This is a genomic window from Pseudoblastomonas marina (assembly GCF_034374265.1).
GTDB classification, from domain to species: Bacteria; Pseudomonadota; Alphaproteobacteria; order Sphingomonadales; family Sphingomonadaceae; genus Alteriqipengyuania_A; species Alteriqipengyuania_A marina.
On record NZ_CP139718.1, the window covers coordinates 49,860 to 63,316 of the forward strand.

The window sequence follows — 13,457 nt, forward strand, 5'->3', positions numbered from 1 at the left end:
ATCAGGCCGCGCGGCGCTTGTCCGCCAGGATATCGAGGATGATGTTGGGCGGGCACGGCTTGGCGCAGATATGCGCCTTGGGAAACCGCTCGTCGAGATCGCCCGTATCGGTGTGACCCGAATGGAAGATGATCGGGATGTTCGCCTCGCTCAGCTTCTCTGCGAGCGGGAAGACGTCGCCATCGGTCAGCTCGATATCGAGGATCGCGAGGTCGGGCTTCGCCGATTTGGCTGCGGCCTGTCCTTCGGCGAGGGTGGCATGGGGACCATCGATCAACAGTCCGAGCACCTTGGCCTGTTCGACCATGTCGAGACCGACGATGTAATCGTCTTCCATGATGAGCACGCGCGGCTGCGCGCTTTGCTTATCGGTCATCCACTTTCCCCGAATATTGCCTTGCTGGGCGACTCAACGAGTCCCCAGCGACTCGGTTCCTATCTGGCGGCCCTGTGGATAAGTGTATCCGAGGAAAGCAATTGCGGCAAATTTTCCGCCGGTTTGCCCGGCTCGTACCAGACATAGAGCGGCACGCCCGCGCTGCCGCGTTCGGTCAGATAGCGGGTGATGGCAGGGTCACGCCGGGTCCAGTCGCCGCGCAGCACGACGACGTCGGCCGTTTCAAAGGCCTGTTTCACCGATTCGGTCTCGATCGCGGTCGCCTCGTTGACCTTGCAGGTCACGCACCAGTCGGCGGTCATCCAGACGAAGACCGGCCGCCCGGCGGCGCGCGCCTGCGCCAGCGCCTCGGCCGAGAAAGGTTGCGTCGGGAGAACGCCGTCCCGCTCCGCCGAAGCCTCGCCGACGAGGTGCGGCGTGACGAGCATCGCGCCCACGCCGACGAGCATGGCCGCGAGGATCGCGGCAACCGCAGGCCTGCCGCTTTGCTGGCGCATCCCGGCGCGCACCAGCAGCGCTAGGATCACCGCGGCGAACACGCTCGTCCCGAGCAACAGCGTCCACCCGCCCATCCGCCAGGCGAGCCAGGCGAGCGCCAGCGCGGTCAACCCCATCGGCAGCGCCATCCAGCGGCGGAAGCGCTCCATCCATGCGCCCGGTTTCGGCAAGGCCCGGCGCAGCGGGCGGACGAAGCCCAACAGCAGGAACGGCAGGCCGAGTCCGATCCCGAGCGCGGCGAACAGCGCCAGCGCCTGTGTCACCGGCAACAACAATGCCGCGCCCAGCGCCGCGGCCATGAACGGGCCGGTGCACGGCGTGGCGACGAAGCTCGCCAGCAAACCGGTCGCGAAGGCGCCGCGCGTCTCGCCCGCCTTGCTACCGCGCGCGCCGAAGCCGGGGATCGCGAACTGGTAGAGCCCGACGAGGTTGGCGGTGATCGCCATCGCCAGCAATGCGAGCAACACGATCACCACCGGCTCTTGCAACTGGAACGCCCAGCCGACCTGTTCGCCGCCCGCGCGCAAGGCGAGCAGCAACCCGCCCAGGCCGAGTGCCGCGAGTGTCGTCCCCGCGGTGTAGGCGAGCCCTTCGCGCCGCGCGGTCGCCTCGTTCGCGCCGTGGCGCAGCAGCGCGAGCGCCTTGAGGCTGAGGATCGGGAACACGCAGGGCAGCACGTTGAGCAGCACCCCGCCGAGCAACGCGCTTAGCAGCAGCCACGGCAGCGCCAATCCGCCCGCTGCGCCATCGAGCGGCGTGCCGCCCGGGGCGACCGAGCCGGGCTCGGTGGTAAAGGCGAGCCCGTTGCCCGCCTCGTCGAGGCGCAGCACGGCATCGAAGCGCGACGGCAGCGGCTGTGCGCCGGATGGGCGTTGCAATTCGAACACCACTGCCCCGTCCTGCCGCAGCACGCGCTGCGGGGCGGCGGCATCGACCACGCCCTTCTGTTCGACGAACAGGTGCGGCTCGGTCAGCGCGACGCCATTGGGAAGCGGGATCGACACTCGAATCGAGCCGGCCTGCTCCTCGAACCGTGCCGGGCGATCGAGCGGGGCGGGGAGCGCTTGGCGCCAGCGATCAAACCGCGCGGTCGCCTCCGCCGATGCTCGCGCTACCCGGACCGTCGCGCTGAGCCGCGCGCGCTCGGGTACGCAGAGCCTGTCCGAGCAGGCGAGCCAGTTCGCCTCGACCGCGATCGGGACCATCGTTCCCGGCTCGGCATCGGATGGCGCGGTGATCGCGAAGAGGACACCATAGGGATCCTCGTAGACGTGGTTCATCAGGCCCGAGATCAACAGCGTATCGGGGACCGGATAGCGCGGGTCGGACACAGTCCAGCCATCGGGCAGGTCCCAATCCAGCGTCATGCCGAGCCCGGCATCGCCGGGGTTCGTCCAGTATCCGTGCCATCCCTTTTCGGGGCGGAAGTCCAAGGCGAGCGCGACACTTTCGGCGGGCGCGACCGGGCCTTCCGCGACCAGGGCGGCGGCGACGCGCTGCGGACCGCCGGCAGGTCCGGTCGGCAGTTGGGCGCTGGCGGGAAGTCCCGACAGGCCGACGACAGCGATGATCAGGAGAACGAAACGAAGCACGCTGGTAACACTATCCGCCCATGCAGGGCCGCGCCAACCCTTGCGCTCGCCCGATGCCGGTTCCATGGACGCGGGCGAAGCCGCTTGCAATTGCCAAGGATGATTATGCGCCGCCTCCTCTCCCTCGCCGCCCTCGCTTCCGTCACCCTGCCGCTCGCCGCCTGTGCGCAGGTAACCGCAGAGGCCGCGCCGCGATCCACGGCCCCGACGACGAGCGCGGCGAGCGCGACCGAGGAGTCGCCCAGGCTCGTCGTCATGGTCGCGGTCGATCAACTTTCCTCCGACCTGTTCGCGCAATTTCGCGACGATTTCACCGGCGGCCTGGCGCGATTGGCGCAAGGCGCGGTGTTTCCCAGCGCCTACCAAGGGCAGGCTGCGACCGAGACCTGCCCCGGTCACTCGACCCTGCTCACCGGCGTGCGTCCGGCGCGCAACGGGATCGTCGGCAACAACTGGGTCGAGGCGTCGAGCCCGCGCGAGGACAAGGCGGTCTATTGCGCCGAGGATACGACCGATCCCGCCAGCACGCGCCGCAAGCCGGTCGTCTCGGCGCGACACCTGCTGGTCCCGACCCTCGGCGAATGGCTCAAGCAGGCCGACGAGGATAGCCGCAACATCGCGGTCTCGCTCAAGGATCGTGCGGCGATGATGCTCGGCGGCACCGCCACCGACGCCGCCTGGTGGTGGGACGGCGAAGCCTTCGTGACCCATGCCGGTCGCCCCGCCGTGCGCGACATCGACACGATCAACGCTGCCATCGCGCGTACCATCGCGACGGGTGACAATCCCGTCCTCGACCGGTCGACCCCCGGCTTCTGCGCCCGCTTCGACCGATCCTTCACCGCCGGGCCGGTCGAATTCGGGGCCAACCCGCTGGCCGTACGACCGGGCAATGAGGGCGACTGGCGCCGCAGCCCGCGTTCGGATCGCGCCACGCTCGCGGTCGCGCTCGATCAGCTCGATGCCTACCGGCTGGGTCAGCGCGATGCGACCGACGTGCTCGCCGTTAGCCTGTCGGCGACCGACTATGTCGGCCATGCCTACGGCACCAACGGCCTCGAAATGTGTCTCCAGCTCGCCGCGCTCGACGACATGCTCGGCGATTTCTTCGGCGAGCTCGACGATCGCGGGATCGACTACGTCGTGGCTTTCAGCGCCGACCATGGCGGGCAGGACGCGCCCGAACGGCTGGTCGAAATGGCCGATCCGGGTGCCGCACGGTTCGATCCCTCGCTGATCTCGGACGATCTCGAACTCGAGGTTCGAAGCCGCGCCGGGATCACTTTCGATCGCCGGTTGGTCTACAACTACGCCAGCGAATTCGTGCTCGATCCCGGTCTTTCCGCCGCCGATCGCCCGCGCACGATCGAGGCGCTGAAGGCGATCCTGCTCGAACACCCCCAGATCGAAGCGGTGTTCAGCGAAGCCGACATGCTGGCAACCCCGGCGCCCGACGGCAATCCGCAGGACTGGACGGTCAGGCAACGCGCCCGCGCCTCGTGGCGCAAGGGCCGCTCCGGCGATGTAACGATCCTCCTGAAACGCGGCGTGTCCGCCGTCTCAAACCCGGGCGAGGGCTATATCGCCACCCATGGCAGCCCGTGGGATTACGACCGCCGCGTCCCGCTCGCCTTCTGGCGCAAGGGCATGGATGGCTTCGAACAGCCGGTCCCGGTCGAAACGGTCGATATCGCGCCGACGCTGGCCGCGCTGATCGGGCTCGACGTGCCCGAGGGATCATTCGACGGGCGCTGTCTCGATCTCGATCCGGGCAAGGGCAATACCTGTGGAGCCGTATCGGAATGAGCGAATGTCGCGACCTCCTGATCCTCGGCGGTGGGCTGGTCGGGATGACCTGCGCGCTGGCGGCCGCCAGGCAGGGCATTTCGAGCCACGTCGTCGACCGCGCTACGCCCGAACAGCTGACCGCCGAGGGCGTCGACGGCCGGGCCAGCGCGATCAGCACCGCGAGCTGGAACCTGTTCGGCAATATCGGGCTCGCCGATGCGCTCGAACCATTGGGCTGCGGAATCGAGAACATCGCGGTGACCGACGCGATGAAGCCGGGGCGGATCGATTTCATCCCCGAACCGCACGAAGGCTCGCTCGGTCGGATGTTCGCCAATCGCGACTTGCGCATCGCGCTGTTCGAGGCGGCGCGCGGCGAGGAACTGATCGACTGGCATTCGGGTGCCGAGGTCGTCGCGCGCCATCGCGATGCATACGGAGCGAGCGTGACGCTGGCAGACGGGCGCGAACTGTCCGGCTCGCTGATGGTGGCGGCCGAAGGACGTCGTTCGCCGACCCGCGAGGAAGCGGGCCTGCCGCTCGCCCACTGGCAATACGACCATGCCGCAATCGTCACCGCGCTCGCGCACGAGAAGCCGCATGACGGCGTGGCGTGGGAGATATTCTATCCCGCCGGCCCCTTCGCGCTGCTGCCCTTGCTCGACGACGACCAAGGGCGCCATCGCAGCGCGTTGGTGTGGACGGTGAAGGAACGCGACGCGGCGGGCGTGACCAAGCTGGGCAAGCGCGCTTTCGAGGCCGAAGTCGCCAAGCGGATGCACGGGATCTACGGCGCGGTCGAGGAGATCGCCCCGCGCGCCGCCTGGCCGCTCGGCTTCCATCACAGCGCTCAGATCACCGACACCCGGCTCGCGCTGATCGGCGATGCCGCGCACGGCATTCACCCGATCGCCGGACAGGGGCTCAATCTCGGCCTGCGCGATGCGGCGACGCTGGTCGAGGTCGTCGCCGACGGGATGCGGCTCGGGCTCGAGCCGGGCGATGCGCAATTGCTCGCACGCTACGAACGCTGGCGCGGGCTCGACGCGTTTTCGGTGAGCGTGGCGACCGACGGACTCACCCGCCTGTTCGGGATTCCCGGAGGCGCAGCCTCGGCGGTGCGGCGGCTCGGCATGGGCGCGGTCCAGCGCATCCCGGCGCTCAAGCGGTGGTTCATGGACGAGGCACGCGGTGTCTCGGGCGACCTGCCCGAATTGCTCAAAGCCTAAGTTTCGGGGCCTAGTCTTCGGTTTCGCGCGCCGGGCTCGGCCGATCGAGCCGCGTGCCGCTCGAATCGCCGAGCGCCCGCGGTTCGAGGATCGCGGCGAGTTCGAGTCGTTCGAGCGCGCGCTGCGCGGCGAGGAAGCGGCGCGCATCGGCCAGCCAGGACGCGGCGGCTTCGGCATTGGGCAGGTTCGATACCTCGGCGATGGCCGGCTCGATCCGGCCAACCTGGAGGAATTGCTGCGCGCGTTCGATCCGCCGCGACGGCTTGGGGCTCGCGGTTTCCGCGCGGCGGATGGTGAACATCGAGGACAGCTCGTTGCGGAAGCGCTGCCAGCCGGTGGTGCTGGCGCTGGTATCGCCGAGCCGCGGGGCGAGCGCGTCGAGGCGGCGGGTGAGGTCGTCGAGCGTCACCGGGTCGTCGGCGGCGGCGAACACCGCGGCGACCGCATTGGGCTGGGCATCCTCGAACCGCAGCCGCAGCTGGTCGCGCAAATAGCCGAGCTCGGCGCCGCGTTCGAGCGCGCGGCGGGTGGCGAAGGCGACCAGCAGGCCTTCGGCACGGGCCGCATTGCCGCGCGCGGCCTGCGCGCGCAGGTCGAGCTCGTTGAGCCGCGTCTCGACACCCGCGAGCCGCTGTTCGATCGGTGCGGCAACGGCTTCGGCGACGCGTTCCTCGGGCGTGGCGGTGTCGGTCGTGGCGGTCGGCGTGGGCGAAGGATCGACCGCCACCGGACTGCCGCTCGGTAGCGCCTCGGCCACCTGCTGCGGCTCTTCCTGGCCGAAGCGCTGGATGTCGACATAGCCGCCGCTGACGAGGTACATCATCAGCAGGATCCCGACGACGAACGCTCCGAGCGTGATGCCGAGCCAGCCCAGCAGGCCGAGGCCCTTGCCGCCGGGTTTCTTCGCGTCGGGCGCGGTCTTGATGCGGTTGAACAGTTCGTCGGCCAAGTGGTCTTCCTTCAGGCGAAACTCTGGCACAGCGCGCGCGCAGTTTCCAGCAATGCCGCATCGCTGGTCTCGTCGGTCACAGCGACCGCGCGCCACCCGCGCCCTGCCGCCTCGGCGATCCGGGGGGAGAGGCAGGCAAGTGCGATGTTCATCCGCGCCAGCCCCATCGCGGTGCACAGGTGCGCGAAATGCTCGGCCGCGCGCGCCGAATGCAGCAACGCGGTGGAGGGGCCGCAGAGCAATTCGGCAAGGTCCTCGGGCATCGGCAGCGGGCGGCTCTCGTAAAGGATCGCGGTTCGGATCGCGACACCCTCGGGTGGGGCGACGGCGATGTGATCCGCTCCGGCGAGCCGAAGGATACTGGCATGGTCCGGATCGATGTCCGTCACCAGCGAGGCGATTCCGTCGGCCGCCTGCGCGACCACGTTGAACCCCGCCGCGCGGGCCTGTTGCGCGGTGCGATCGCCCACGACATAGGCGGGCAGGTGGACGATCTTGGCGAGTTCGTCGCCTCCGAAGCGCAGCGCGTTGGCGCTGGACAGCAGCACGGCATCGATCCCCGCAGCGGGCGCTTCCCAATCGCGGCCGCGCAATTCGAACAGCGGATACGGGTGGGCATCGAAGCCCATCTCGCGCGCCAGCGTAGCGGTGCGCGCGGCGGCGGGCTGCGGGCGAAGGATGACGAGCGGGGTCACCCGGCGCCTTCGAAATGGGCGGTGATGGATTCGGGTGCCTCGTGCAGCAACTTTTCGGCCATCGCCCGGATCGGCGCATGCTCGCCCGGGGCAAATCGCGCCTCGCCTTCGCGCCGCATGGCCCCGTCGGGCGAGAAGATCGCGGCGCGCATTTGCCAGCCCTCGCCGTCGCGCATCGTCAGCGTCGCGATCGGGCTCGAGCACGACCCGCCCAGCGCATCGAGCAGGGCCCGTTCGGCGCGCAATTGCGCGTGCGTATCGGCGTGATCGATCGCGGCGAGATGGTGCTTGGCCGCGTCGTCGTCCGCGCGGCATTCGATCGCGATGATGCCTTGCGCCGGGGCGGGCAGGAATTCGGTCTCGTCGAGCGGGGTGCCGACCCCGATTTCGCCGAGCCGGTCGAGCCCCGCCTTCGCCAGCAGCGTCGCTTCGGCCTCGCCCGCCGAAAGTCGCGCGAGCCGGGTCGCGACGTTGCCGCGGAAGGTTACCACTTCGCAATCGGGGCGGGCGTGGAGGACCTGCGCGGCGCGGCGCGGGGCGCTGGTGCCGATCCGCGCACCGCGCGGCAATTCGCCGAGCGAGGCCGCGCCGACCAGCACGTCGCGCACATCGGCGCGGATGAGCGTCGCGGCGATCGCGATCGCCTCGGGGCGCCAGGTCTCGACATCCTTGGCCGAATGCACCGCGGCGTCGATCTCGCCGCCGAGCAACTGCGCGTCGAGTTCCTTGGTCCACAGCGCCTTGCCGCCGATCTCGGCGAGTGGACGATCCTGGATCCGGTCGCCGCTGGCGATCACCTCGACCAGTTCGACCGCGCCCGCATCCCAGCCATGCGCGGCGAGCAGCGCGTTGCCCACGGCATTGGCCTGGACGAGCGCCAGCGGCGAGCGGCGGGTGCCGAGGCGGAAGGGTCGGGCGCCGGTCGGACGGTCGGGGGTCGGAAGTTCGGGGGAAGCGGTCATGTCTCGCGCTTGTGCTAAATGCGAAAAGCCTTCAGGGAAAGTGGCGATGGCGCTGGTCCTAGGGATAGAAAGCAGTTGCGACGAGACCGCCGCGGCGCTTGTCGATGGCGATCGGCGGATCGTCGCGCAGCGGATCGCCTCGCAGGACGAGGAACATGCGCCCTATGGCGGCGTGGTGCCCGAAATCGCCGCGCGCGCGCATGCCGACCGGCTCGCGCCCCTCATCGCGGCGGTGCTCGAAGAGGCTGATGTCACGCTCGACCAGTGCGATGCGATCGCCGCGACCGCGGGGCCCGGCCTGATCGGCGGGGTGATGGTCGGCTTGGTGAGCGCCAAGGCGCTGGCGATGGCGAGCGGGAAGCCGCTGCTCGCGATCAACCACCTCGAAGGCCACGCGCTGAGCCCGCGGCTGGCCGATCCGGCGCTCGAATTCCCCTATCTGCTGTTGCTCGTCTCGGGCGGGCATTGCCAGCTGCTGCTGGTCGAGGGGGTGGGCGAATATCGCCGCCTCGCGACCACGATCGACGATGCGCTGGGCGAGGCTTTCGACAAGACCGCCAAGCTGCTCGGGCTCGGCTATCCGGGCGGTCCGGCGGTCGAGAAGCTGGCGCGTGAGGGCGACCCAAAGGCCGTTCCGCTGCCGCGCCCGCTGGTCGGGAGCAAGGAGCCGCATTTCAGTTTCGCGGGCCTCAAGAGCGCGGTGCTGCGAGCGGTAGAAAGCGGCGAACACGCCGACGCGGATATCGCTGCTGGCTTCCAGCAGGCGGCAGTCGACTGCCTGCTCGACCGCACCCGCCGCGCGCTCGACCGGATCGACACGCCACCGGCGCTGGTGGTGGCGGGCGGGGTCGCCGCCAACCGAACCGTGCGCGGCGCGCTCCAAGGGCTGGCTGCAGAACATGATATGCGCTTCGTCGCGCCGCCCTTGCCTTTGTGCACAGACAATGCCGCGATGATCGCCTGGGCGGGGATCGAACGCTTGCCGCTCGGGCAGTTCGACCCGCTCGACGTGGCGGCGCGTCCGCGCTGGCCGCTCGATCCGGAGGCAGAGGCGGTGCGCGGCGCAGGGGTGAAAGCATGACGATCGGCGTGATTGGCGCAGGAGCCTGGGGCACCGCACTGGCGCAGGCGATGGCGAGCGACGGCAGCGACGTGGTGCTGTGGGCGCGCGAGCCCGAACTGGTCGACGAGATCAACACCGAGCGCACCAATTCGCTCTACCTGCCCACGGCCAGCCTCCACGACACGATCCGCGCGACCGGCGAGATTGCCGATGTCGCCGCGCTCGACACGGTGCTCGTCGTCACGCCCGCGCAGCATCTCGGCACGGTCCTTTCCGACCTGGGCCGCTGCCCCCGCGACCTCTTGCTGTGTTCGAAGGGGATCGAGCGCGACACCGGGCGCCTGATGGCGGACGTCGCCGCCGAGGCCGCGCCCGACAGCGAGCTTGCTGTGCTCTCGGGCCCGACCTTCGCGCACGAGGTCGCCGCAGGCCTGCCGACCGCGGTGACGCTCGCCTGCGCGGGCGGACGGGCGCAGTGGGATCGGCTCAAGGCGCAGATCGCGCGACCGCATTTCCGGCCCTATTACACCGACGACGTGGTCGGCGCCGAGATCGGCGGCGCGGTCAAGAACGTGCTCGCGATCGCTTGCGGCGTGGTCGACGGATTGAAGCTCGGCCAGAACGCGCGCGCGGCGTTGATCGCGCGCGGATATGCCGAGATGCTGCGCTTCGGCGAGGCGCTTGGCGGGGATCGCGACACGCTGGCGGGCCTGTGCGGTCTCGGCGATCTCGTCCTGACCTGCTCTTCGACCTCGAGCCGCAATTATTCGCTCGGCAAGGCGCTGGGCGAAGGGATGAGCGCGGAAGAGGCGCTGTCGGGCAAGAATTCGGTCGCCGAAGGCAGCCACACCGCGCCGGTACTGCACGAACTGGCGCAGCGCGATCGCATCGACATGCCGATCGTCGCCGCAGTGGTGCGAATCCTCTCGGGCGAGGCCCCGGCACGCGAGGTCGTTGCCGATATCCTCGCCCGCCCGCTCAAGGCGGAAGTCGGAGCGTGAACCAGTTTCCGCCGGAGCAACCTCCCCTCGAGGCCGAGGGGCGCGCGGAAATGACCGCGCTCGCCAAGGGCGGGCGAACCAACTTCTTCGGCTTCGTGCTGCGCCTGATCGCGCGCATCCCGTTCCTCTACATCGCGGCCAACTGGTACGGCCCGGCCGAGCTGGGGCGGTTCGCCTCGGCGCTGGTGCTCGCCGAATTCGCCGCCATGCTCGCGACGATGGGCGAGAAGCGCGGTCTCGCCCAGCGGCTGACCGACGGCGAAGGGCCCGAATCCAACATCGTGTATGACGGGTTGTTGCTGTCCCTGATCGTCAGCGCGGTGTTCGCCGGCGTGCTGTGGCTGGTGCCGCAACCGATGTTCCCTTCGGGCGAATACAGCCGGATCGACCGGTTGGTGGTGCTCGCGATCCCCGCCATCGCGCTGACCGAGATCCTGCTCGCGGCGCAGGCCTACAAATTCGACATCGCGACCACCGTCCGCTCTCGCGCGATCGTCGAACCGTGGGCGATCTCGATCCTCGCGCTCTTGTTCTACTACCAGATCCCCGACGAGGGGCTGATGCTGGCCTTCCTCGCCAGCGTCTATGCCGCGCTGCTGACCGCGCTGTGGCCGTTCCTGCGGACCTATGGCCTCCCGAAGGGCTGGCTTCCGCATCCGGTCACGATGGGGCGGATCGTGGTGCGCGGCCTGCCGCTTGCGGGCGCGGACGCGATCGAATGGGGCACGCGGCGGCTCGACATCTTCCTGCTCGGCCTGTTCGCCTCGCCGGTGGCGGTCGGCATCTACTACGTCGCGCAGCAGATCGCCTCGCTGCCGCAGAAGCTGAAGCAGAGCTTCGATCCCGTCCTCGGCCCGGTGATCACCAGGGCGGTGAAGGAGAAGGACTGGAAGCGGATCGCGAGCCAGGTGCGCCAGGTCGCTTTCTGGATCGTCGCCGCGCAGGCGGGAATCGCGCTGACGCTCGGGATCGCGGGCGATTCGCTGATGCGCCTGCTTGGCCCGACCTATCCCTTCGCCACCGCCGCGCTCGCCTTCCTGCTCGCGGCCGAAGTGGTCGCGGCGCTGGCGGTCACCTCCGAAGCAGCGCTGGTCTATGTCGCGCGTGTGCGCAATTTGTGGCTTTCGGTCACCACGATCGTGCTCCAGGCGGTGCTGACGATCGCCTTCATGGTGATCGGGCGCAGTTACGGAATGGCGGACGGAGTGCTGGCCGCAGGCGCCGCCTTCGCACTGGTGCTCGCGCTCGGCTTCGCCTCGATCGCCAAGGGGATCGTGCTGTCGCGGATCCTCGGGGCCTCGGTGAACAATTTCCGCTGGGCGCTGGTCTATGCCGCCGCGCCCGCGGTGCTGGTCGGCTGGGCGTTCACGGAGGCGCCCGAATGGGGCCGGTTGCTGATCGGTATCCCGGCGGTGCTCGCGGTCTATGCCTGGGTGGTGTGGAAGCGCGGTTTCACCGAGGACGACCGGATGCTGTTCCGCAAGAACATGGTGCCGCAGGCCGAGGATTAGGATCGGAGAACAGGGCGCATTTCGGACGCGCTCTGACACTTGCCACATTTTGGCCACATTCACAGCCGGTTCACTTCACCGGGCCCAGCCTTCCTTTCATCGCGGGAGAACGATGAGGAAGAAGGAGTGGGAGAGATGAAAAAGGCGACGAAATTCGCGATTGCGGTGGCAACGATCGCATTGGTGGCGGGCTGCGCTTCGGGAGACGAGGCGATCGAGGAGGGTGCCGTCCAGACCGACAGCGCCGGCGTCTATTCGCCGCCGCCACCGCCTCCGGCGATGATGGCCGAACGCGCCGCGATGGCGGTTTCCCCGGTGATCGTGCCGATGGAAGCCGATCGCGAACGGTACGACGGAGAGGAGGTTTCCCCGGTCAAGCGCGTGGCGGACGAGCCGGTCTCCACCTTCGCGGTCGATGTCGACACCGGCGCCTACGCCAATACGCGGCGCTACCTGCGCGACGGGCGGCGCCCGCCCAAGGCGGCGGTGCGGACCGAGGAATTCGTCAACTACTTCCGCTACGATTACGCCAAGCCGCAGGATCGCTCGACACCGTTCTCGGTCGCGACTGCGGTCGCGCGGACGCCGTGGAACGAGGATACCCGCCTGCTGCGGATCGGGCTCCAGGGTTACGACCTGCCCCGCGACCAGCGCCCGGCGGCCAACCTCGTTTTCCTGCTCGACGTGTCGGGTTCGATGAACAGTCCCGACAAGCTGCCGCTGCTCAAGACCGCGCTCAAAGGACTGGTCGACAACCTTCGCGAAGAGGACCGCGTCTCGATCGTGGTCTATGCCGGTGCCGCCGGACTGGTGCTCGATCCGACCAACGATCCGCGCGAGATCAAGGCCGCATTGGACCAGCTTTCCGCGGGCGGTTCGACTGCAGGCGGGGCCGGGCTCCAGCTCGCCTACCAGACCGCGCGCGCCAATTTCATCGAGGGCGGGGTCAACCGGGTGATCATCGGTACCGACGGCGATTTCAACGTCGGTATCTCGGACCCCGACGCTCTGGTCGAACGGATCGAGAAGGAACGCGATACCGGCGTCACGCTGTCGGTGCTCGGCTTCGGCAGCGGCAATTACAACGAGGCGCTGATGGAGCAGATCGCCAATAAGGGGAACGGCAACTACTCCTACATCGACAGCGCGCTCGAGGCTCGCAAGGTGCTCGGCGAGGAGATGAGCTCGACCCTGTTCACGATCGCCAAGGACGTGAAGATCCAGGTCGAATTCAACCCCAAATTCGTCAAGCAATATCGCCTGATCGGCTACGAGAACCGGGCGCTGCGCGAGCAGGATTTCGACAACGACAGGGTCGATGCGGGCGAGATCGGTGCAAGTCATCAGGTCACCGCGCTGTACGAGGTGGTGCCCGCCTCGAAAACCGGCTGGATCGGAGAGCGGCGCTATGACGGCAACAAGGCCGAGAGCACGGGCAGCGGGACCGAAATGGCCTATATCAAGCTGCGGTACAAACTCCCCGACGGCGATCGATCGACGCTGGTCGAGCGTGCGGTCCCGGCCGCGATGCTCGACCGGGCCGGGCGCGCGCAGGGCGATTTCGCCTTCGCCGCCGGGGTCGCCGCCTTCGGCCAGTATCTGCGCGGCGACGAATTGCTGAACGGCTTCGGCCCGCGCCAGATCGTCTCGCTGGTCGGGCCGCAGCGCGATTTCTACCGCGCCGAATTCGTCAAGCTGGTCGAAGCCAGCGCCGGTATGGATTGATCCGACGCAACAGCGTGTTGAGCACCGGGCGCGGGGGCGCTATCGCA

11 protein-coding genes are annotated in these 13,457 nt (G+C 68.8%); 6 read left to right on the forward strand and 5 right to left on the reverse strand.

Going from position 1 to position 13,457, the window contains the following annotated elements; genetic code table 11:
• Window position 1: 1 nt before the first annotated feature.
• Both T8S45_RS00190 and T8S45_RS00195 read right to left on the reverse strand, forming a co-directional pair.
• Window positions 2-376 (reverse strand): response regulator, encoded by a 375-nt coding sequence (locus T8S45_RS00190; protein WP_188641112.1) that lies wholly within the window; start codon window positions 374-376, stop codon window positions 2-4.
• 59 nt (window positions 377-435) lie between these two features.
• Window positions 436-2,487, reverse strand: a complete 2,052-nt coding sequence (locus T8S45_RS00195) for a protein-disulfide reductase DsbD family protein (RefSeq protein WP_322294224.1) — start codon at window positions 2,485-2,487, stop codon at window positions 436-438.
• A gap of 105 nt (window positions 2,488-2,592) precedes the next feature.
• On the opposite strand from T8S45_RS00195, the gene T8S45_RS00200 reads away from it, so the two are divergent.
• Together T8S45_RS00200 and T8S45_RS00205 are read left to right on the forward strand one after the other, a co-directional pair.
• Complete coding sequence (locus T8S45_RS00200; protein ID WP_322294225.1) at window positions 2,593-4,293, forward strand: alkaline phosphatase family protein; 1,701 nt, start codon at window positions 2,593-2,595, stop codon at window positions 4,291-4,293.
• A complete protein-coding gene (locus tag T8S45_RS00205; RefSeq protein ID WP_322294226.1) occupies window positions 4,290-5,504 on the forward strand; it encodes an FAD-dependent monooxygenase in 1,215 nt (404 codons plus the stop codon). Before T8S45_RS00200 ends, T8S45_RS00205 begins: the two co-directional genes overlap by 4 nt.
• A 10-nt stretch (window positions 5,505-5,514) precedes the next feature.
• On the opposite strand, the gene T8S45_RS00210 is transcribed toward T8S45_RS00205, so the two are convergent.
• From T8S45_RS00210 to hemC, 3 genes are read right to left on the reverse strand one after another with little or no spacing between them, the layout of a single operon-like run.
• On the reverse strand, window positions 5,515-6,453 hold the full coding sequence (locus tag T8S45_RS00210; protein ID WP_229658041.1) for a hypothetical protein: 939 nt from the start codon (window positions 6,451-6,453) through the stop codon (window positions 5,515-5,517).
• A gap of 11 nt (window positions 6,454-6,464) precedes the next feature.
• Complete coding sequence (locus T8S45_RS00215) at window positions 6,465-7,148, reverse strand: uroporphyrinogen-III synthase (protein WP_322294227.1); 684 nt, start codon at window positions 7,146-7,148, stop codon at window positions 6,465-6,467.
• Window positions 7,145-8,110 (reverse strand): hydroxymethylbilane synthase, encoded by a 966-nt coding sequence (gene hemC, locus T8S45_RS00220; RefSeq protein ID WP_322294228.1) that lies wholly within the window; start codon window positions 8,108-8,110, stop codon window positions 7,145-7,147. The genes T8S45_RS00215 and hemC overlap by 4 nt, the downstream gene beginning before the upstream one ends.
• A 46-nt stretch (window positions 8,111-8,156) precedes the next feature.
• Between hemC and tsaD the strand changes: the two genes are divergently transcribed.
• The 4 genes from tsaD (at window position 8,157) to T8S45_RS00240 (ending at window position 13,410) form a co-directional block, all read left to right on the forward strand.
• Window positions 8,157-9,191, forward strand: coding sequence for a tRNA (adenosine(37)-N6)-threonylcarbamoyltransferase complex transferase subunit TsaD (tsaD, locus tag T8S45_RS00225; protein ID WP_322294229.1), 1,035 nt, complete (start codon window positions 8,157-8,159; stop codon window positions 9,189-9,191).
• Window positions 9,188-10,174 (forward strand): NAD(P)H-dependent glycerol-3-phosphate dehydrogenase, encoded by a 987-nt coding sequence (locus T8S45_RS00230; RefSeq protein WP_322294230.1) that lies wholly within the window; start codon window positions 9,188-9,190, stop codon window positions 10,172-10,174. The genes tsaD and T8S45_RS00230 overlap by 4 nt, the downstream gene beginning before the upstream one ends.
• Before the next feature lie 50 nt (window positions 10,175-10,224).
• Entirely contained in the window at window positions 10,225-11,685 is a 1,461-nt protein-coding gene (locus tag T8S45_RS00235; protein WP_322295246.1) for a lipopolysaccharide biosynthesis protein, read from the forward strand.
• Between the two features lie 135 nt (window positions 11,686-11,820).
• Window positions 11,821-13,410, forward strand: coding sequence for a vWA domain-containing protein (locus T8S45_RS00240; protein WP_322294231.1), 1,590 nt, complete (start codon window positions 11,821-11,823; stop codon window positions 13,408-13,410).
• Window positions 13,411-13,457 lie beyond the last annotated feature (47 nt).